Origin of the sequence: Spiroplasma platyhelix PALS-1, from assembly GCF_021496725.1 — a bacterium.
In the GTDB taxonomy this organism is placed as follows: Bacteria; Bacillota_I; Bacilli_A; order Mycoplasmatales; family VBWQ01; genus Spiroplasma_D; species Spiroplasma_D platyhelix.
In genome coordinates this window covers 57,642-80,105 of record NZ_CP051215.1, presented here as the reverse complement: position 1 = coordinate 80,105, position 22,464 = coordinate 57,642, and the positions used below count along the sequence as shown (strand labels likewise).

The 22,464-nt window shown below is 27.8% G+C and carries 16 protein-coding genes; 1 reads left to right on the top strand and 15 read right to left on the bottom strand.

Annotated elements, in window-relative coordinates:
* Positions 1-53: 53 nt before the first annotated feature.
* The 4 genes from ychF to SPLAT_RS00325 form a co-directional block, all read right to left on the bottom strand.
* Entirely contained in the window at positions 54-1,154 is a 1,101-nt protein-coding gene (gene ychF, locus SPLAT_RS00340) for a redox-regulated ATPase YchF (RefSeq protein WP_168105288.1), read from the bottom strand.
* 89 nt (positions 1,155-1,243) lie between these two features.
* A complete protein-coding gene (locus SPLAT_RS00335) occupies positions 1,244-3,280 on the bottom strand; it encodes an SNF2-related protein (RefSeq protein ID WP_168105099.1) in 2,037 nt (678 codons plus the stop codon).
* Complete coding sequence (locus SPLAT_RS00330; RefSeq protein ID WP_168105098.1) at positions 3,273-4,571, bottom strand: hypothetical protein; 1,299 nt, start codon at positions 4,569-4,571, stop codon at positions 3,273-3,275. The genes SPLAT_RS00335 and SPLAT_RS00330 overlap by 8 nt, the downstream gene beginning before the upstream one ends.
* 21 nt (positions 4,572-4,592) lie before the next feature.
* A complete protein-coding gene (locus SPLAT_RS00325; RefSeq protein ID WP_168105097.1) occupies positions 4,593-5,981 on the bottom strand; it encodes a Sau3AI family type II restriction endonuclease in 1,389 nt (462 codons plus the stop codon).
* A gap of 141 nt (positions 5,982-6,122) precedes the next feature.
* Between SPLAT_RS00325 and dcm the strand changes: the two genes are divergently transcribed.
* The gene (gene dcm, locus SPLAT_RS00320; protein ID WP_168105096.1) at positions 6,123-7,406 is read left to right on the top strand and encodes a DNA (cytosine-5-)-methyltransferase; all 1,284 of its coding nucleotides are present in this window, start codon (positions 6,123-6,125) and stop codon (positions 7,404-7,406) included.
* On the opposite strand, the gene SPLAT_RS00315 is transcribed toward dcm, so the two are convergent.
* The 11 genes from SPLAT_RS00315 to SPLAT_RS00265 form a co-directional block, all read right to left on the bottom strand.
* Positions 7,395-8,285 carry a ParB/RepB/Spo0J family partition protein gene (locus SPLAT_RS00315; RefSeq protein ID WP_168105095.1) on the bottom strand — a complete coding sequence of 297 codons (891 nt, stop codon included), beginning with the start codon at positions 8,283-8,285 and terminating at the stop codon, positions 7,395-7,397. The two genes, dcm and SPLAT_RS00315, sit on opposite strands and share 12 nt — an antisense overlap.
* The gene (locus SPLAT_RS00310) at positions 8,278-9,042 is read right to left on the bottom strand and encodes a ParA family protein (RefSeq protein ID WP_168105094.1); all 765 of its coding nucleotides are present in this window, start codon (positions 9,040-9,042) and stop codon (positions 8,278-8,280) included. Before SPLAT_RS00310 ends, SPLAT_RS00315 begins: the two co-directional genes overlap by 8 nt.
* 53 nt (positions 9,043-9,095) lie before the next feature.
* A complete protein-coding gene (gene rsmG / locus SPLAT_RS00305) occupies positions 9,096-9,791 on the bottom strand; it encodes a 16S rRNA (guanine(527)-N(7))-methyltransferase RsmG (protein ID WP_168105093.1) in 696 nt (231 codons plus the stop codon).
* A gap of 72 nt (positions 9,792-9,863) precedes the next feature.
* Positions 9,864-10,775: an ABC transporter permease gene (locus SPLAT_RS00300; protein ID WP_168105092.1), complete on the bottom strand. Its 912-nt coding sequence runs from the start codon at positions 10,773-10,775 to the stop codon at positions 9,864-9,866.
* 5 nt (positions 10,776-10,780) lie between these two features.
* Complete coding sequence (locus SPLAT_RS00295; RefSeq protein WP_168105091.1) at positions 10,781-12,019, bottom strand: ABC transporter permease; 1,239 nt, start codon at positions 12,017-12,019, stop codon at positions 10,781-10,783.
* A gap of 2 nt (positions 12,020-12,021) precedes the next feature.
* Positions 12,022-13,719, bottom strand: a complete 1,698-nt coding sequence (locus SPLAT_RS00290; protein ID WP_168105090.1) for an ATP-binding cassette domain-containing protein — start codon at positions 13,717-13,719, stop codon at positions 12,022-12,024.
* A gap of 10 nt (positions 13,720-13,729) precedes the next feature.
* The gene (locus SPLAT_RS00285) at positions 13,730-14,836 is read right to left on the bottom strand and encodes a hypothetical protein (RefSeq protein ID WP_168105089.1); all 1,107 of its coding nucleotides are present in this window, start codon (positions 14,834-14,836) and stop codon (positions 13,730-13,732) included.
* A 133-nt stretch (positions 14,837-14,969) separates the two neighbouring features.
* Positions 14,970-16,862, bottom strand: coding sequence for a tRNA uridine-5-carboxymethylaminomethyl(34) synthesis enzyme MnmG (mnmG, locus tag SPLAT_RS00280; protein WP_168105088.1), 1,893 nt, complete (start codon positions 16,860-16,862; stop codon positions 14,970-14,972).
* Positions 16,863-16,953: 91 nt separating this feature from the next.
* Positions 16,954-19,338 carry a preprotein translocase subunit SecA gene (secA, locus tag SPLAT_RS00275; RefSeq protein WP_168105087.1) on the bottom strand — a complete coding sequence of 795 codons (2,385 nt, stop codon included), beginning with the start codon at positions 19,336-19,338 and terminating at the stop codon, positions 16,954-16,956.
* 147 nt (positions 19,339-19,485) lie between these two features.
* Complete coding sequence (locus tag SPLAT_RS00270) at positions 19,486-20,091, bottom strand: hypothetical protein (RefSeq protein ID WP_168105086.1); 606 nt, start codon at positions 20,089-20,091, stop codon at positions 19,486-19,488.
* Positions 20,092-20,198: 107 nt separating this feature from the next.
* A complete protein-coding gene (locus SPLAT_RS00265) occupies positions 20,199-22,274 on the bottom strand; it encodes a PTS transporter subunit EIIC (RefSeq protein WP_168105085.1) in 2,076 nt (691 codons plus the stop codon).
* Positions 22,275-22,464: the final 190 nt, after the last annotated feature.

Below are 22,464 nucleotides of genomic sequence, written 5' to 3'. Positions count from 1 at the left end.
TTTATTAATACTCTTCGCTTTAATTTTCTACCCTATATATTCATTTATCTTAATTAAACATTAAAACGAAAATGACAAATGTCTCCATCTTGCATTTGATAATTTTTTCCTTCAATTCTTAATTTTCCAGCATCTTTTACTTTTTTTTCATCGCCAGAAATAATTAAATCTTGATAGTTATAAATCTCAGCTCTAATAAATCCTTTCATAAAATCAGTATGAATAATTCCAGCACACTCAGGTGCTTTCATTCCTTTAATAAAAGTTCAAGCATGAACTTCTTTTGGTCCAGCAGTAAAAAATGTTGCTAAATTTAATAATTTATAAGTTGCTAAAACAATTTGTTCAATTCCTGACATTTCAATATCTAACATTTTTAGATATTCAGTTTTTTCTGCATCTTCAAGTTCAGCAATTTCACTTTCAATTTTGGCACAAACTGAAATTACTTCTAAACCTTTTTCTTTTGCATAATTTTCTAAAGCTTCAAGATGTTTGTTATCTTTATTAGATAAATCTCTTTCACCAATATTTGCAATAACAACCACTGGTTTGATTGTTAAGAAATTAAATGGCTTAACTAATTCTTGTTCATCTTCAGTTAACTTTTGATTACGAAGAACAACTCCTTGATCAAGTGCTTGATTAATTTTTTTTAATAATTCAATTTCTTTTAAAGCTGCCTTATCATTAGTAACTTTAACTTTTCTAACTGTCTTTTCTAACCGATTTTTAATCACTTGTTGATCAGCAAAAATTAATTCTAATTCAATTACTTCAAAATCATCAACAGGATCAATTTTATTAGCAACATGAGTGATGTTACTATCTTCAAAGCATCGAACTACTTGGCAAATAGCATCAACTTCTCTAATATTTGCTAAGAATTGATTTCCTAAACCTTCACCCTTATGAGCACCCTTAACTAACCCGGCAATATCATGCATTTCTAAAACTGTTGGCACAATTTTTTCAGGTTGAAAAATTTCTGTTATTTTCTTTACTCTTGGATCACTAACAGGACAAGTTGCAATATTAGGTTTAATAGTAGCAAAAGGATAATTCTCGATTAAAACTTGAGAATTAGTTATTGCTTTAAAAAGGGTTGACTTACCAACATTAGGTAAGCCAACAATTCCTGCTGTTAGCATAATTGTCTCCTTGATTATTTAAGATTTTATTTCATATACTATGCTAACATAAAATCTAAAAAAAGAATATTTTTATTAAAACAAATAATAAACTAGTCTATATTTGTTTTTCTTAGTATGTTAATTACTTTTTTCATTCCTTCAACATCAGTAGATTCAGGAATAAAACTGTTGTATGTTTTGTCATTTGAAATAAAAAATTCTTTCATTTGTTGTTCTTTTGATTTATTAGAATTAAAAATATATTTTTCTAATCCATTGCCCGATAAAAAATAATAATATGTTACTTGCTCTTTGTCTGGAAGCATCCCGTATCTATGAATTCTATCTTTTGATTGAAAATAATTTGTAACATTATAATTAATATCAAAATATATCGCGTTCTGACAAGCTTTATGAAGTGAAATTGATTCTGCAACTGAAGCTGGATTTGCTATTAAAACCATTAGTTCATTGCTTTCAAGGTTATTAAATTTATCAATAGTTTTCAATTTTTCTTCATATTTAATTTTTCCATATAATAAACCAGAATTTATACCTTCATTTTTTAAGAGTCTATGAATTTCATTAATAGTAAAAATTCAATTTGTTCAAATTATAATTTTTTGATTGTTATTCAATAATTTTTTAACTATTTCTATTAATTGAATATATTTTTCAGGTATTTTCTTTTGGTTAACATAAGTATTTAATTTAACTTTGATATCAGAAGAATTAAGTGCTAATTCTTCTATTTCCTTTTCAAACGATTTATTTTTTAAAAGATTTTTTATTTCTTCAAAATCATTATCATCTAAATCTTCATCATTATCATTTAAATTAGTATTTGAATAAATAATATTATCTACTGGCTGTGATATCATTCTAAGATCTGTTTGTATTTGCATTAATCTAATTAATTTACTTCTATAAAAATTTAAATGAATTTGAATATCATTTTCTTTATCTCAAGAATCAATTAAATTCTTTCGAAGTCTGTCAAATAATTCATTTTGGAATTCATCCATACTACAATCTTGTAACTTTTCAATAGGAATTTTAAAATTCTTCATTTTTTCTTTTTTTAACTTATAAAAAAACGGAAAAATTTCTTTTGTAAGTTCAGCAATTTTTAATAAATCAGTATTCTCAATTTTTCTAAGTTCGTGAAATTGTTTAGAAAGAATTTTAGGTTCTTCTTTTCTTATTAAATCAAAGTAAGAATGAAAATTTTCGTATCCGTTAGGAATTGGTGTACCTGTTAGTATAATCTGATAAGGAATTTTAATACCTGAAGCATTTAAAATACAATTCAATGCTTTAAATCTTCTTGATACTGGATTTTTAAGTCTATGTGCTTCATCCAAAACTAATAATATTCTATACTTTTGAAAGAATTCAATTAATTCTTCCTTATAAGAATCAACTCTATCATAATTTAAAAAATATACTCTGTCTAAATCTTCTATATTACTAATTTTAAGACGACTCGCAAAACTTTTTGCTTTAAAATCAATACAATTTGGAACTCTTCAAAAACATTCTTCATATTCTTTTTCTCAAGAATGAAATGAAGACAGTGGACCTATAATAAAAATAGCATCAATTTCATCTTCTTCTTTATTTTTTAATCAGTTAAATAAACTATAAACTATAGTTGTTTTCCCAGTTCCTGGATCAGAAAAATTACAAGATTTTTTCATTTTTAAATGAAAAAATGCGCTACGCAATTGATTTGGATATGGGATATGTTCTTTTTGGAAACTTTTTTTAGTAAATTTTTCAAAATCTTTATATTCTCAAATAAATTCTTCAGGAATTATCTCTATATTCAATTTTAAATTTTCACCAATTTTTTTCAATTTAAAAAAATTATCTTTAACTAAAGTTTGTTTAGATTCAAATTTTTTAATAGTTTCTCCTAAAATATATTTAATTCTACTTTTATCTAAATATTTTTTTATTTGAATTAAAGAATATGATAAATTTTGAGTATTAACTTGCGTATCATTTTTTATAGTTAAAAAATTTTGTGCAATTCTTGAACTAGAACCTAAAAAAAGATCTAAATTTCTCTTATTATCATCTGATAAGTAACTAGCATTTAAAATTATAATCATATTATCATTAGAAATCTCTAGTTTAATCATCTTTTTTACCTTTTTCAATTAATTTTTTATCAATATTTAAAATTATTTCTTTTATTTTTTTAAAATCTTTTTTGAGTTCAGACGTTATATATATTTCTTCAAAAATATTATTTATTTCATTTATAGACTGCAAACAGGATTTCATTAATTTTTGACCTTTGAAACCATCATTCTTAATTTCTAATATACGAGATATATCTCTTAAAACTTCATTATATTTATCTTTTAAATAAATTTTATTACTATCATTTTTATAAACAGCTTCTTGATCTTCTTTTTTCATTAAATCAATTCTATGCATCATTCGTTTTTCAGCTTTATTATTCTCTTCCAAAATTTCTTCTTTAAATTTATCTCACATTTTTTTATTAGCAAAAGGACCATTTCTTTGAGTTGCTGAACCTAATAATTTTCTAAATTTTTTCCCTTCATATCCTGATCGAACAAAACAAAACGCTATAATTTGAAAATCAAAAATATCTGTATCATCATATTTTCAATCCGCACTATAATTTTCGTTTCTCATATAATTTAAAGTTTTATTTAAATTAATAAAATGATCTTCCATTCTTTTAATAAATTCAAATTGATTTGGAGCATTAATATAATCTAAATAACTATTCATTAAATTATAAACTTGTTTATATTCTCTAATATCTTTTACTTCTTTTTTTATTAAACTGGCAATTTTTTCTTCAGGAAATCCTTCATTCAATAATTTATTAACTTTTAAATATTTTTCAATTGGTTGGTAATCAATTTTACCATCTTGACCCATCTGAATTTCTGTTTCAAGTTCCATAACTTGATTTTTATTCAAAGGCTCCCAAATTATTATAGTTTTTAACTTATTAAAAAAATTAACATTAAAATTTTTATAATTTATTTCCGAACAAATTTTTTTTAAAATACATACACGACGATTACCATCTATAATTAAACCATTCTTATCTATAATAGCAAAAGTATGCTGTTTATTTCTTAATAAATCTTCTTTAGTTTTATCATTACTATTGACATCTGATTCTCATAAAAAATTTGCTATTAATTTTTGTCCTTCATCAGAAAATCAATAATTTATATCTTTATTTTTATTTTTAAATTCATAACTTCTAATATATGACGCTATTCTATCATTATAAGGATTAAATTTTAATCATTCTAATGGAACTTCATAAACATCAAATTTTTTATTTGGAAAAGAAGGAATTATCATTCCAGTCTGAGAAGGATTGTTAAAAGAAATTAATTTTTCTAAATTTTTTTGGATAATATAATTTTCAGTTTCCATTTTTTACCCCTTTTTTATTCTTTATTTAAAATCTTTTGTTAAATATTTAAAATTTTCTTGAACAAACTCTTTATTTAATCAATAACATTGTCTAGTTATTTTTTTATCACAAGGAATTCAATATTCATTATTTTTATCTTGAGCTCTTGGTCTAATATGACCAATATAACCATTTTTTTTAGAAATTAAATTATTAGTTGTAATAATTTTACCTTTTTTAGTATATTTTAAATTTAATATAATCTCACCTTGAAACTTTCTTCGTGTATCATTTCATATAGTTTCTAATTTATTTAGATATTTTTCAGGAAACTCAAAATAAGAAATTTTTGCAATATAAGTATTATCATCATCTTTCTTAAACCCCACAAAAATAAATTTAGTATTAATAAAATAATTATAAAGTTCAGAATCATAAAAAGAATTCTCATTCTTATATTCAAATTCATGAGGATTTACTATAAGAAAAGGAAATTCTTCTTGTATTACATTATTTGGTTTAATTGTATAAGTACGGATTTTAATATTCTCTTTTAATAATTCTTCAACATTATTAAAACTATTAATACCAAAAATCTCTTTTAAAATTGCGTAGTGTTTATCTTTCCTTTTATAATTAATATTGAATTTCTTGCATAATTCTTTAGCAGTCAAATTAATATAAGGAAAGAGTTTTTGAAAAATAAAATCAACTAAATTATCATTTTCATTAATATTAAATTTTATTAATTTATCTTTATAGCAATCTTGCATTAATAAATATTTCAAATAATGAGGTTTAAAACTATAAGCGCGTCTCATTGCTTTAATATCTGAAAAAGGTTGAGTAACTAAACTATTACTTTTCTTATTTCCTTTTGGACAGGCTCCTAAATATTTAGTTAAACGTTCTGATAATTCATGCGCTCTACCAGTTTTAATTTTATTAACAATAATCTCTCAGTCTTTTTTAATTATATTCAAATCTTTTAAAGAAATTTTTGATAAATCATGATAATTAATAGTATGAATAAAATAATTTTTATCTGAAATTTCATTATTAAACAAATAAAATACCATTAATATTTTTTTATTTTTAATAAAAAATGATGATTGATAAAAATCTTCTAAATTTTCTTGATGAAAATTAATAATATTTAAAACCATTCTTTCTTTTACAGAAAATTCGTTTTTATTCTTTAATTTTTTAAGTGGAGTAGTCTTAATTTCAATTCCTAAATGACTAAGGTCTGGTTTGCTAGAATTATTACGTTTAACACCAAAATAACTTTCTATAACATAACCTACATAACCTTTATCTTCTAAGTTAACATCATTAGTATTACTTAATTCTTTAATAATTTGATTAATTGATTTGTTTTTTATTCTATTAGCTAATTGAAGTACCTGTTCTTCTGTTTTTACTTCCATAATCTATATCCTTGATCTTCCTATAAAATTATTTATAATTAATTGTGTTTAACATCTTGATCTTTTGCATCAAATTTATTAATATTATATTACAAATAAAAACAGTAGACAAGATTATAAAAGAAGGGAGCTTTTTACTTTATGAAAAAAATTAAAGTAGTTGAACTATTTGCTGGTGTAGGAGGTTTTAGATTAGGATTAGAAAACTCTTCAAAAAAAATTTTTCATACTGTATGAGCTAACCAATGAGAGCCTAAAAAACAAAAACAACATGCTTTTAATTGCTATAACCATAATTTTGGTAATAGTAAAAATCATAGTAACCAAGATATTGCTGTTGCTAAATTTGAAATGCCTAATAATATTGATTTATTGGTTGGAGGATTCCCTTGTCAAGATTATTCAGTAGCTCGAACTCAAGCAGCCGGAATTCAAGGGGAAAAAGGAGTTCTTTGATGAGAAATTAGTTGAATTATTAAAGAAAAAAAACCAAAAATGATTTTATTAGAAAATGTTAATCGTTTATTAAAATCAACTAAAACTCACAAAGGTCGTGATTTTGGAATAATATTAAGAGATTTATATAATAACGGATATTATGTTGAGTGAAGAGTAATTAATGCAGCAGAATATGGTTTGCAACAAAAAAGAAGAAGAATTTTTATATTTGCATATAAAAAAGATATTAATTTTTTTAATATTAAAAATGCTAATTTTGATAATGCATTAGATTTAATTCAAAAAAATGGTTTTTTTGCTAAAAGTTTTAAAATAATAAAAGAAATAACTTTAGATAATATAAAAGAAATCGATATCAAAGAAAAATTTATTGATTTAGCAGATGTATCTGATAATTTTAAATTTGATTTTGAAAATAGTGGTTGTATGATTGACTCAAAAATTTTCACTACTAACGCTACACCTTATAGTAACCAACCTAAAAATTTAGAAAATATTATTTTAAATACAGAAGTTGAAGAAAAATATTTTCTAACCAAAACACAAGAATTAAAACTAAGCCTATTAAAAGATAGAAAAAGAATTCAAAGAACCAAACCAAATGGTGATATATATTATTATTCAGAAGGAAAAATGTCATTTCCAGATAGAATTGATTCTCCAGCAAGAACAATGCTAACAAGTGAAGGAACTATTAATCGTTCTTCTCATATAATTGAAGATCCAAAAACAAAAAAACTAAGATTCTTAACACCAATAGAAACTGAAAGAATTAATGGCTTTCCAGATAATTGAACTAATACTGATATGCCTGAAAGATTCAGATATTTTTGTATGGGTAATGCATTGGTAGTTGATTTAATTAAAATTATGGGTGACACTATTCAAGAAATTTGAAATCAAAAATATAATCAAGCTAAAGCAAATAAAAAAATTAGCATTGTTGAAACAATGCTAATCAATTAATTTTAATAATTCTAACAAACGATTTAAATCTTTATCGTTGAGATAACTGATAATTAATTTTTGATTTTTGATTTTTACTTTTGCACTTAATTTTTTGCTTAAACTATTTTCCAACTCAATCAAATAAATATCACTATCTTTGATATTTGGACTTTTTTTTGTTCCTAATAATTGTTGAACTCTAACCATGTCTTCAACTTTACGAACGCTTCATTTTTCTTTAAAAGCACGATGAGCAAGAGCAACAATTAAGTTGCTGTTTGGAGTTAGTTGCAATAAAGGTCTAACATGACCCATAGTTAATTTATTATCCTTCACCATCTTAAGAACTTCAGCTGGTAGATCTAAAATTCTTAGAGTATTAGTAATATGAGGACGAGATTTATTTATTTTTTTTGCTAACTCTTCATGAGTTCATTTCATCTTGTCAATTAAAGTTTTATAAGCTTGAGCTTCTTCAAAAGCATTTAAATCTACTCTTTGAATATTTTCAATTAAGGCAAACTCCATCATTTGTTGATCTGTTGCATCAATTGTTACTGCTTTAATTGTTTTTAAACCAATCATCTCAGCTGCTTTTTTTCTTCTTTCTCCGGCAATTAATTGATAGAAATTGCTATTGCTAATTTTGCTAACAATAATTGGTTGAATCAATCCATGTAATTTAATTGACTGACTTAATTCTTCTAATTCTTGAGTGTTGAAGTGTTTTCTTGGTTGATGGGGATTGGCAATAATTTTATTAATTGGAACTTCTTGTGCCAAACTTTGTTGCACTTCAGGAGAATTCTCAATATTAGTAATCAAATCATTAATCCCATCACCAAAAATTGTTTCTAAACCCTTAACACCAATACGATTCTTTTTTTCACTAGCCATTATTCAAGACCTCACTAACTAAATTACGATAAGCTATTGCCCCTCGACAATTGGGACGATAATTGAAAATACTTTTGCCATGCGAAGGAGCTTCACTTAAGGTAATATTTCTTGGAATATAATTTTTGTAGACCTTCTCTTTGAAGTTCTTTTTAATTTCTTTAATTACTTCTACTGAAGAGTTAGTATGGATATTTACCATCGTTAGTAATATGCCTTCAATTTCTAAAGATGGATTAAATAATTGTTGCACTAAACGAATAGTCGCAAGCAGTTGTACTAAACCACCAAGGGCATAAAACTCAGCTTGTAAGGGAATGATAACCGAATCAGAAGCTGCTAGTGCATTACGATTAAGTAAACCTAAACTTGGAGGACAATCAATAATAATATAATCATAACTATCCTTCACACTTGCAAGTTTTTCTAATAAAACATTTTTTTTAGTTTTTGAATGCTCTAAAAGAAATAACTCTGCTCCTACTAAAGAGATACTTGCAGGTACTAAATCTACACCTTTACAAACATTAGCTTTAGTAACTTCTTCAATTGTTGTATCTGCAACAATAACATCATAAATATCTTTTTTGATACTATTAAAACTAAAACCCATTGAGATTGTTGCGCTACCTTGAGCATCTAAATCTACTAATAAGACTTTTTTGTTTTCTAACCCCAAACCTGCTGCTAAATTAGTAGCAGTTGTTGTTTTTCCAACTCCGCCTTTTTGATTTGCAATGGCAATAATTTTACCCATACTTCACCTGATTATTTCTACTTTTACTATATAAAAATTGTAACAAATTATAATTATAAAGGTTTATTCTTGATTTGCTGATATATTCGTGGATATTTTAATGGTGTTAGTTTCTGTTTCTTAAAAATTAATAAATTTCTTGTTCCATAATTTTTTGGTAGTTGATAAGTTGCTTGTTTGATTAATTCTGCACCAATAATTTTTAAACCTGATTTAATACTTTGTAACTCTGATTCAATATTCAAACCTTTATAAGCAATAAAAAATCCCGATACTTTAACTAATGGTAAACAAAGTTCATTTAGAATATTTAGTGGTGCCACTGCCCTTGCGACAACTAAATCAAAAGTTTCACGATACTTATGAGCAAATTCTTCTACTCTTTGATTAACAATATAAACATTTTCTAATTTTAATTGCTGCACAACTACTTCTAAGAACTGACATTTTTTACTATTAGATTCAATCATTGTAAGTTGTAAATTTGGAAAACAAATTTTTAAAACTATCCCTGGAACACCAAGGCCAGACCCAACATCACAAATAGTTTGATCATTTAAAGCAACTTCGTTACTAATTAATAAAGTATCATAAAAATGCTTATAGTAAACTTCTTCTTTTTCTGTTATTGTTGTTAGATTAAATTTTTGATTGTATTCAATTATTAATTCATAGTATTTTTCTAGTTTAGTTTTAATATCATTTGTAAGTTGAAAGTTTTTCAAGTTCAAACTTCAATCAGAATTCATTAGTACTCCTTAAAAAAACTTAGATAGTTAATTTATATAAAATTATATAATATAAATCTTTAAAGTTAAATTTTATTTAATCTGACCTGTTTTGATATAGGGGACATTTCAACTTAAAGGTAGCGAAGTATCGTAACGGAAAATCATCATAAATAGTAGCGCTGCAAGATAAGGAATCATCCCTAAGAATCATCCTGGTAGGGCTGCTTGCACTTGACTAATTACTTGCAAACTAATACTTAATTGCAGTAAGAAAGCAAAGATAATGCAAACAAACGTTGTAAAGACAAACTTACTACGACCAATCATCCACATGATGATCACTAAAAATCCAAGCCCAGAAAAATTATTATTGGCAATGAAAAGATTAGGGTTGATGTAAACTAGTAAAGCTCCTGACAAACAAGCTAAACTTGAACTAAAAGAAGAAATTAAATATCTTGATCTAGTAACTTTAATGTAACTAAAAGATGCAACAGTTGGATTTTCTCCAAGAGCTCTGATGTACAATCCAAATCTTGTTAGCAATAAAATAATTGCAAACAAATAAACTAAAATTAATGTCACAACAATTGCCAAAACAGCATACAATTTAATATAAATTGAAGATATTGAGAAATTTAAAGAACCAATAAAAGCAATTGGGAAAACAATTGCTAATCCGTAACCAAGAAAGTTAATTGCCATTGAAGTCAACATTTGATTAGCTTTAAAAGTCATAGTTGCAAAACTATAAATCAAACTAAAAATTAGACCCATTAAAATTGTTAAGAAAAAGGCTAACAGCACGACACTACTTCCTAACGAAGGTTTCAACAATGAAACTATCAAGCAATATAAAGATGCTCCAGCACACATAATGCCATCAAACCCAAAATTTGCAATCCCAGCACGAGTGTTTAAAATTCCACCTGTTGATAGCAGAATTAAAGGACAAGAAATTAATAAGGTGCTAACTAGAATGCTACCAATATCTAAACTCATCTTGCTTACCTCTTTTTCTTTTCTTTTGTTTTATTTCTCTTTAAATGTCATCTTCTAGAATGATCTTTTTTTCCTGCTAAATTAATATTAAGTGTTTCAACTTGTTGATTTTTTCTACTTCGCTCCAGACCAGGAATTTCTTCTTCAATTGGTGTCGCAATTTTAAATAACTTTCTTTTAATTTTAAATCATTTTTCTTGAATAAATGGCGATTGATCTCAAAGATATCAAACAAAGGGAAATAGACCCATTAAATAAACTGCAACACCTAACATCACAACAACTATTGCTGGATTTTTTAAATAAGCAAAACTACTAAAATTAATTGGTCGAATAAATAAAGTAAAAATAAAATTACTTAGCACCATCACTCCTGGTTCATAAAATGCTAACGCAGCAATCGCAATTGCATAAAATCCTTCTTGCGGGATGCTATCAAGTTTTGGCAAACTATTATTTGTTGATAGAAAATAAAGATAGCCTGCAACACCAGCAATCGCACCAGAAATTGGTAGCACTTTCAACATTTGATGATTAGGATCAATTCTTGCTTGCTTAGAAGCTAACGGATTTTTTGCTACAGCATTTAATTTAAATCCAAGCGTACGATTATTAAATAATAAAATTGTAATCACTAAAATAATTACAGCAATGATAATCCCAGCAGAGAAAAGATTGCTGGCACTAAAAGGACCACTTGTTAATGAAAAGCGTAAACTTAAAATTTCTGGCATCGCTTGATTTTGATAGTTAGGACTAGTGATTAAACCTTTATATCCTTCAAAAGCAATAAAATTAAATAAGATTGTGCTGATTATTTCGTTAATTTTAAAATAATTCTTTAAAAAAGCAATGACAAACCCAGTAAATGTTCCAACAATAATTGCTATGAATAGTAAAAAAAGTACAATAGCACGATTAGTGCCTCCACCATTAGTTATTGCTACTGCGATAACATAAGTCACAATCGCACTAATCAACATTTGTCCTGACACACCAAAGTTGTAAATTTTATACTTAAAAGTAATTCCAACTGCCAAACCAACTAACAATAGCACTGAAAAAAGATTTAGAAAACCACTAAAGTAACTTATGTTTTTAAATGGTTCAAGAAAAACAACATCTAAAAATGTTAGTGGATTAGTTTGCGATGCTAGAAGAATCAAACTAATAATCAACAACATTAGTACTGTTAGAGCTAAAGTAATCATTCAAAAACTGACTTTTTTAAAATTAACTGTCATTTCTACCCCAACCTTGAATTTATTTCATCAATTTGATCTTTAATTCATTTCTTAGCCACAATAAATGGTTTAAATACTTTTTTAAAGAATTTCTTAATTGCTTGTTTCTTAACAAATCATTTTGTTTGTGGTAATTTTGACATTTTTTCTGATTTAATAAATGTCTCATTAGTCAACGCAAAACTAGGTCATAGTGCAGGATTAATCATATTACTTGCCTTTACTTGCTTACTAACCATTTTAGCAACAAATTCTTTATGATATAAAACTGCTACTCTGTTACATAATAATTGTAAAAGAAAAGGATCAGTATCAATAATTAAAATACCTTTACCTTTTTTAGTTAAGGAAGTCAAACGTTTAATTACCACCTTAGCTGAATTGTAATCTAGATCAGAAAAAGGATTTGAAAGAATCAAAAATTTTGGTTCTTCTTCAATACTTCTTGCTAGTACAAATTTTTGTAACTCACCTTTTGAAAGTTTGTTAGCAGTAACTAAGCCATCTCTACTGTTACTAATATTATAAGCCTTAGATAAAATCGCAACTTTATTTTTTACTTCAAATCGTTTTACAATGCCTGATTGAGTAACATATTTTCTTTTATTGTAATTTCAAAACGTAAAGTTATTTAATAAGGTGTCATCTTGCAAGACAGCTTTTTTACCATATTGACCTGGTACTCAATTGATATTTAATTTTGAGAATCTCTTGGCACTATAAAAAGTGATCTCATCTTCTTCAAATCAAATTCTTTTAGTAGCAGACTTAACCAACCCAACTAAACTATCAGTCAGAACTTCACTATATAAATTTTCATAATCATAAATACCATAAATTTCACCTGGTCGAATAGCAAATTCTAAATTAAAAAAACTTGGTAACTTAGCATCATCTAAAGAAAAATTATTAACATATAATAAAGGAACTTGATTCTTAATTTCAGGCTTTTGATACTTTATCTTACTTCATTCATCATTAGTAAATAATTTGATGTTTTCTTTTAGTTTCATTGTTTTAGTACCAGTAATTTTAGTTTTTTTAATTCATGAAACACGATGAGCAACAGCTTGAGCAAAATCTTGATCTCTTGTTGTAAAGACAACCGTAATATCTTTTTCTCTTAATGTCTTAAAAATCAATCAAAATTCTGCCTTTTGACTATATGATAAACCAACTGTTGGTTCATCTAACAACAAAATTTTTGGTTCTTTAAACAAAGCACGTAATAACGATAGTTTTTTTAATTCCTCAATTGCTAAGTCCTTAACAAACTTATCTAAATTTAATTTAATTTTAAATTGTTCCATTAGTTCTTTAATTCGAAATTCCGATTCTTTTGGATTAGAAAAGAAATAAGCTCTTCTAGATTCAAGACCTAGAATAATATTTTGTTTGACAGTTAGTGTTTCAAGGAAGTTGTCATCTTGTCCTGCATAAGCCATTTTAAAATCAAGCATCTCACTAGGATTATTGATGCGACTGTAAACTCCACCACTATCACTAATCAAAATTTCTCCTTTAGAAGGACTTTCAAATCCTGCTAGCATTCTAATTAATGAGGTCTTACCAATTCCATTTGGCCCAACAATCGCATGAATTTCGTTGCTAATTTCTAAATTGGTATTATAAAAAATTAATCTCTGATACTCATCATAATATTTAGTTAAATTTTTTAGTTTAATAACTGGATGTTCCATGATTTTCTCCTTAATTACCGTCAACAAAATTTAAATTACTATTAAGTCCATAAGCATGAAATTTTTCTGGTGCATCATCAATCACTTGTAAAGTTTCTGGAAATGAGTTATCAACTGTGTAATCAAGAATTGCTAAATCTAAATTATAAGCAAACATCAGATAATTTCCACCCTTATACTTATAATCATCTTTATTCACAACACTATTAGCAATGAATTTAGTTGTTTTTGTTTGATTAGCACTACTTGCTGCATGAACAATTTCGTTATTGTATCAATAATTACTATTGAAAACAAAGTTAACATGATTATATTGATAGAGTGTACTAGCAGCTTGTTCAATAATTTGGACATTAGCATGATTATAAGAATTAGTTATCTTAAGATCAACCGCATAATATTCATATTTTGTATTTAAAGGAATATTATTTGCTAAACTTGCAATAAAATCATCAACAACTTTTTGTTGATAGACACTACCAATATTATTAAGTACTCCCACACGAACAATTCACTTACTATCACTAGTGTCAACATCAAAATTATATCTAGTAGTGTCAATGTTGCCACTACCATCAGGTAATGTTAATTGATCATAAAAATGCTTTGCTGCTGCTGCACCATATGTTAGTTCTGGAGTTGGATGTTCTTTATTTGGTGTATCAAAACGAAATTCATAGATATTATTGGTAACTTTAATGCTATCAGCAATTTGATTATTAAAAAAATAAAAATCAACATTAGTAAATTGCTGTAAGACTCTAATTAAATTAGTATTTGGTGTTACATCAGAACTAGTCTTTGGCAAGTAGTCAACAAATTTCGGATCTAAAATAAAAATCTTTTTTAAATTAAATCTTGTAATTAAATTACTTAAAATGTTGGCATAAGTGTTGTCATCAATTGCACTAAAGATTGCCGTAACTAAATTATCACCATAAATTGAACGCAATTTTTGATAAATTATCTTATCTTCAGAAGATTGTTGCTGAGCATTTTCATAACTAGTTACTAATAAAACTTCTGGGACTAAATCCCATTGACATGCAACTATTTTGCTTGTAAAACCCAGTAATGTTGGAATTGTTACAACTAAAAGCAAAAAACGCTTAAACATAAAAACACCTATCTATCTCTTATCTCATTTAATTATACAAAAAATTAGGCTAAAATTTGATAAAAGTATTAAATAGCATTTATTAAAGTTAACTCTATTTTATTAAAACTAATAAAAAATGCCAATCAATAAATTAATTAGCATTTAAATAAGGATATTTATTTTTTAAGAAAAACAACAACATTTGAATATCTGCTGGACTGATTCCTGAAATTCTTGTTGCATGTGCAATAGTTAATGGTCTGATTTTCTTTAATTTTTCTTTTGCTGCTAGTGTAATATTGTCTACTAAATCATAGTTGATATCACTAGGAATTTGTTTACTTTCTAAACTTAGCATTTGTTGAGCAACTTTAATTTGTTGATTGATGTAACCAATAAATTTAATTGAAATTTCTAATTCTAAAATTTGATGATCATCTAACTGACTAATCTCAATAATTAGTGGTTTAAAGCAAGCTAATTTAATTTCTGGTCGCTTCAATAATTCATAACAACTAATACTATTTTCAGGGATTGTCATTTGATGATTCTTAATTAAAAGGTCAGCAAACTCAGTATTTGGTTTAACTTTAATCATCTTCAATTTATCTTCAATCACTTTCATTAACTCTTGCTTATGATTGAATTCATCTCATTGGATTTGAGAAACTAATCCTGCTTGATAACCATACTTAATTAATCTTGTTTGGGCATTATCATTGCGAAGTAACAAACGATGTTCTGCTAGTGAAGTTAGTAAACGATAAGGTTCGCTACTATTTCCTTTTGTTGTTAGATCATCAATTAGCACACCGATGTAAGCTTCATCACGCTTTAAAATTAAAGGCTTTTGCTTAGTTAGTTTTAAATGAGCATTAATCCCTGCCATTAAACCTTGACAAGCAGCTTCTTCGTAACCACTAGTACCATTGATTTGACCTGCAGTAAAAAAATTCTTAATTAATTTTGTTTCTAAAGTTGGTCATAATTGAGTTGGCTCAATGGCATCGTATTCAATCGCATAAGCTCATTTGACAACTTGACAATTAACTAACCCTGGTAGTGTTCTTAAAATTTGATCTTGCTCTTCAATCCCTAATGAAGTTGAAAGACCTTGAACATAAATTGTATCTAATTCTTTTGATTCTGGTTCTAAAAAAATTTGATGTCTTGGTTTATCGGCAAAACGAACTACTTTATCTTCAATACTTGGACAGTATCTTGGACCTTTAGAATCAATTGTGCCATTATACATTGGTGACTTATCTAAATTATTGTTGATAATTTCATGAGTTTTTTCATTTGTGTAGAGTAAATAGCAAGGTCATTGTTCTTCAAACGATAAGAATTTTTTAGTTTGATGAGAAAATGCTAAAGGTAAGTTAGTTCCTAATTCTAACTGCGTTTGAGAAAAATCAATACTACTAGCAAGCAATCTTGGTGGTGTACCTGTTTTTAAACGTACTAATTGAAACCCTAAGTTAGCAAGTTGTAAAGAAATGCCATTACTTGTTCGTTGTTGGTCTGGACCTTCACTTTTTTTAGTGAAACCTTGTAATGTTAGCGAACGCATGTAAGTTCCTGTTGTTAGGATGACAACTCTACTTAAAAAAGTTTGCTTGTCTTCACAACGAACACCAAACACTTCTTGCTCATCGCTAACTAATAGTTCTTGAACCAAAGTTTCAATGATTGTTAGATTTTCTTGCTTTTCAAGCACATTTTTCATATATTCTGAATAAGCAATTTTATCTGATTGTGCTCGCATTGCTCAGACTGCTGGACCACGAGAATTATTTAATAATTTCATTTGTAAGGCAGTAGCATCAGCTGCTTTAGCCATTTCGCCACCTAAAGCATCAATCTCACGAACAACAATTCCTTTTGCTGAACCACCAATTGATGGGTTGCAAGGCATCAAAGCAATCTTGTTCTTATCTAAAGTCATGATTGCTGTTTTATGGCCTGCTCTTGCTGTTGCAAGGGCTGCTTCAACACCAGCATGTCCTGCACCAATGACAAGAACATCATAATCGTATTTCATTTTCTCACCTCCTACTAGCATTTTTAGCACTAATAATTGTATCACAAAAACTCAAAAATTTAAAAAAGGCTTAATTATTAAGCCTTTTTATTTATCCTATTTTAGTTTTTGTTTCAGGGTTACTTGCTAGAACTGTATCAAGAATTTTTTCTTCACTACGGACTTGTATTTGATCTGGATCAATACTATGCAACATGATCAATACTTGATGAGCAATGTTAATTGTCATTAAGCTAAATAATTTTGAAGCTTCTTCAATATAAGCTTGCAAAGGATTTAATTGAGCGTAACCACGTAAGTGAATTCCTGCTCTTAATTTACTTAGTCCATCAATATGTTCAGTTCAAAAACGATCAAAAACTTGCAATAAAGTTGCATACTCAATTTGGTTGATGATTACTTCATTTAATCTAGCACGCTTTTCTAAATAAAATTCAAAAGCTTTTTCACTAATCAAGTCGATCACTTCTTCAGGAAGCATTTTTTTCAATACTTCAGGTTCTAAAGTACCTTGTTTTAAAAGTTTATTTTGTGTTCCTGTAACTAAAGCTTGATAGTCAATATACTGTTCTCTACCTTGAACTTTGCTGAAGATTTTTAATAAATCTCTTGCAACAGTACGATGCATAGTTTTCAAAATATCTAACACACTTTCAGATGTTAGAATTTTATCTCTTTGCGCATACATTGCTTCACGATGCTGAGCAATAACATTATCATAATCTAATAAATTCTTTCTCGCATCAAAGTTCAATCCTTCAATTTTTTGTTGAGCTCTAGTAATTGAACGAGTTAGCATTTTTGACTTAATAAAATCATCACCCAAACTAGCAAAAATCTTTTTCAACTTTTCGCCACCAAAACGCATGATCAAGTCATCTTCAATTGAAACATAAAAACGTGAAAACCCTGGGTCTCCTTGTCTTCCTGCTCTACCTCTTAACTGGTTGTCAATTCTTCTTGCTTCATTTCTTTCAGTACCTAGAACTGCAAGACCACCAATCTCATTAACTCCTGGTGCTAATTTAATATCAGTTCCTCGACCAGCCATATTAGTTGCTAAAGTAACAGCATGAAATTCTCCTGCCTTAGAGATAATCTCAGCTTCACGAGCATGATTCTTAGCATTTAAAATCTCATGTCTGATTCCTTCTAAACGCAACATATTAGAAATTCGTTCTGAAACATCAACATTCGCAGTTCCAATTAAAATCGGTTGACCTTTATCATTTCTTTCTTTAACTTCATTAATTAAAGCTTTAAATTTTGCATTTAAAGTTGCAAAGACATAGTCAGGCATATCTTCACGAATGATTGACTTATTTGTTGGAATACAAATAACACGCATATTATAAATCTTCACAAATTCTTCTTCTTCAGTCTTAGCAGTACCTGTCATCCCACTTAATTTATTATAAAGACGAAAGAAATTTTGATAAGTAATTGTGGCAACTGTAGTTGTTTCTTGTTGGATATTTACTTTTTCTTTCGCTTGAATTGCTTGATGCAATCCGTCACTATAAACTCTTCCTGCCATTAGTCTTCCAGTAAACTGGTCAACTAAAACAATTTCGCCATCCTTCACAACATACTCAACATCAAGTTTAAAAACATAATTTGCTCTTAAAGCATTTTGAATATGATGAAATAGTTCAGAATTTTCAATATCAAATAAATTTTTTAAATTAAAATAAGCTTGCGCTTTTCTTACTCCTGTTACTGTTAGAGCAATTTGTTTACTTTCTCAATCGATCTTATAGTCTTCAGGAACTAAAGATTTAGAAAAAGCATCACTTGCTTGATATAACGGAGTACGATTTTTTGAACCACCAGAAATAATCAATGGTGTTCTTGCTTCATCAATCATAACTGAGTCAGCTTCATCAACAATAGAAAAATTTAATCCTCTTTGAACTTTATCTTTAAAACTACGCACCATGTTGTCACGTAAGTAATCAAATCCTAATTCAGCATTAGTAGTATAAGTTACATCTTTAGCATATGCTTCACGTTTAAATTGTGGTGTGTAATCTCTTAAGTTAACACCAATGCTTATGCCTAAAAAATCAAAAATTGGTTTATTCAATTCAGCATCTCTTTGAGCAAGATATTCATTAACAGTAATAATATGAACACCCTTACCACTTAAAGCATTTAAATAAATTGGCATAACAGCAGTTAAGGTCTTACCTTCACCAGTTCTCATTTCTGCAACATCACCGTTATGTAACACAATCCCACCAATTAATTGCACAGGATAAGGATGTAATCCTATTACTCTTCTTGAAGCTTCTCTTGCCACAGCAAAAGCTTCAACTAAAATATCATCTAATGTTTCACCATTAGTTAGTCTCTGACGAAATTCTTCAGTTTTTGCTGCAAGTTGTTCATCTGTTAACTCTTGCATAGTTTTTTCTAAAGCAAGAATTGCTTTAACTTGTTTTCTAATTTTTCGTAGAATTTTACGATCTCACATTGATTAAATCACCATCAATTTTTAAAATTTATAGTTTCTTATTTTTTTTAAAAACATCAAAAAATAAGATAAACTCTATAATTAATTATAAAGTGAATCACGTTTTTTTGCAAGATAAGAAACTTTTAAACAAAGTATTATAAAAGTTTAAGACTCTAATCTAATACCTTGACCAATATTAATTGACATATAGCCACCCGACATTGAAATTCAACTTTCAGCATATTGATAACCAAAAAGTTGCATATGATTACCATTTTGATCAGAATAATAAGAAAAACCAATTTTTTGAACTGATTCCATTTTAGCCATACCGTGTACAGCATGAACATTAAGCATCTCTATTTTACTATTATTAATAATATCTGCAGTTGTTTCAACTCTTCTATTGACGAAACCACTGCTAATACTTCTATTTTGTATGCTTTTAAAAGTATCACCAAAATAATTATCACTGCCTCAACTAGTTTTAGTGTATGATTGATAATTTAAATCCAATGCACTAAATGTTCTATAATTTGATATGCTATCCTGACCTAAATCCATAATATAACTAAAAACTTCAGTAGTATCTATAGCTCAACTTACTTCAATTTCTAATTCTGTTTGTCCTTCATATCAATAAAGTTCTTTTGTTTGATATGCTTGATTTAACTGTAAGTTATTGTTACTACTAATACTTTGATTAATTAATGGTGCAGCAATAGTTGTTGATAATGATGCTATTGCTAATGCACTTAATAAATTTTTCATAAGACACCCCTTTTTTTTAATTACTACATTTTTATTATACTATTAAAAATAACTATGATTATCAAATTTTAAAAATTAAAAAAGGTCTTTGTAAAGACCTTTTTTAATTAAACTTTTCAAATGTTGACTAAATTATTTTTAATGTTTCCTACTTCTAATCCATAGATAACTTGAACTGAGTTACCTTTCTTAACAACTGCAATTGCACCTGTTGTTTTTAAGATTGCTTCATCAACTTTATTGATGTCAACAACAGTAACTCTTAATCTGGTTGCACAGTTATCCAGCACAGTAATATTTTCTCTGCCACCTAAACCTTTAAAGATTGTTTCTAAACGTTCATCTTGAGTATTAGAATTAACTTCTTTATTAGTTTTAGGGATGTTTTTCATTTCATCTTGCAACTGCTTCTGCATTGCTTGTGCACCATCACTATAGATAATCTCAATTTTTTGATCTTTTTCCTTAATTGATTTTGTACCACTTAATCGAATTAAAGGTTTTGAAATTAATTTAACATCAATCAAAGTTGCAAGTAAGATTTGATCCTTAACTTCGATATCAACGATATTACTTTGTCCTCCTAAACCATTTAATAAGTTTAGCGCTTTGTTACCTGATTTTTTAGTACTTTTATCTAAAGAAGCTTCTACACCTTGTAAAGCTAATTCACTTGCTAGTGCTCCTTCTTCTCTTCCTAAAGTTTTATAATTTCTTCATTTAATCAGACCATAGAAACCAAAGAAGTAACATGGTGCCATGACTAATCCAGTAACAAAAACTCAATAGAATCCAGTAGCCTTACCTAATGCTTGAGGCATGATGCCAAAGAAAGAAAAGTCAATAAATCCAGCAGCAAATCCTTGTCCAACAACAACATTTAAACAATATGCCATCATGAAACTAATTCCTGCTAAAATTGCATCTAATAAGAAGGCTAATGGTGCCACAAATAAGAATGAGAATAGGATTGGTTCTGTAATTCCTGTTAAGAATGATGTCAGAGCAGCAGAACCTAAGATACCAGCAACAGTTTTCTTGTTTTCTGGTTTAGCTAACATTCACATTGCTAACGCAGCAAATGGATAACCATATTGCATAAAAGCAAATCGTCCACTCATGAACATTGTTCCTGGTGTTTGCATTAAATGAACTCCAGTAGCACTAGAACCAAATTGTGCAAAGAATATTGAATATGCACCACTAAAAACATCACCACTAGCATTCATTCAAGTTCCGCCAACTGCAGTGTATCAGAATGGTGTGTATTGCACATGATGCAATCCTGTTGGAACTAGTAGTCTTTCAGTCATCCCAAAGAACATAGCAATAAAAGCGCCACCAACAGTTGGCTTAAAGTCTGCACCGTTTATTTCTCCTAGTCCAGCTTCAGTTTTAAGATTCATTGCCGCTCCCATACCTTGTCCAATTGCTTGGAATCCTTTTAGTAAGGCTGGTCATAGGAAGAAGAATCCAATTCCCATCCCTAACCCTAAGAAAACAGCTAGAATTGGAACAAATCTTTCGCCCGCAAAAAAAGCAAAAATTCTTGGCATACGAATGTTATAAGAGTGATTATGGATAACTGAAACTAATCAACCTACCAAAATTCCACCTAAAACAGATGTGTCAAAAGTATTGCTTATTCCTAAAATATTGGCAAAAAAACCTGAATATTTATTATCATTATCAGCAAATGACTTACCATTGGTTAAATTTCATGGATCAAATCCAGCATATAAACCACCGTCTCTTGTTACTGGGAAAAATAATCCTGAAATAACTGCTGTCATAACAGCAAAAGTAATAAACCCAGATAGAGCAGCCACTCCTTTACTTGCTTTAGCAAATCCAAAAGCAATTGATATCGCAAAAACTACTCCTAAATTAGCGAAAACAACATTCCCAGCAGCTTTCATAATAACAAATATATTAATCAAACCAATTGGAATATGTGCTCCTTGAGTATCATTTAAATTTTGAAAAGCAGCAGATAAACCACCACCTATTCCTAATAGTAACCCAGCAATTGGTAATACCGCGATTGGTAAGACAATAGCTCGAGATAAGTTTTGCAACCTACCAAATAAATGCCCACCAATTTTATTGAAGTGCATTTTAAAATTAAACTTATCACTACCATCAGAAGTATTTTTACTTTTTCTGGTAAAAAGTTTAGTCATTACAACTTTCCCCTTTCTTAAGATATACAATATTTAGTTTTCTTATAAAAACTAAATTTCTCTCTTATTATATTTAATTATTGGAAAAATAATATGTTTATTTAAATAAAAAAAATAATTTAAAATTTTATTCACATATTGCGATAAATTTCTAAATTACTATGTATTAGTCATAAAGTAAGAAACTTTA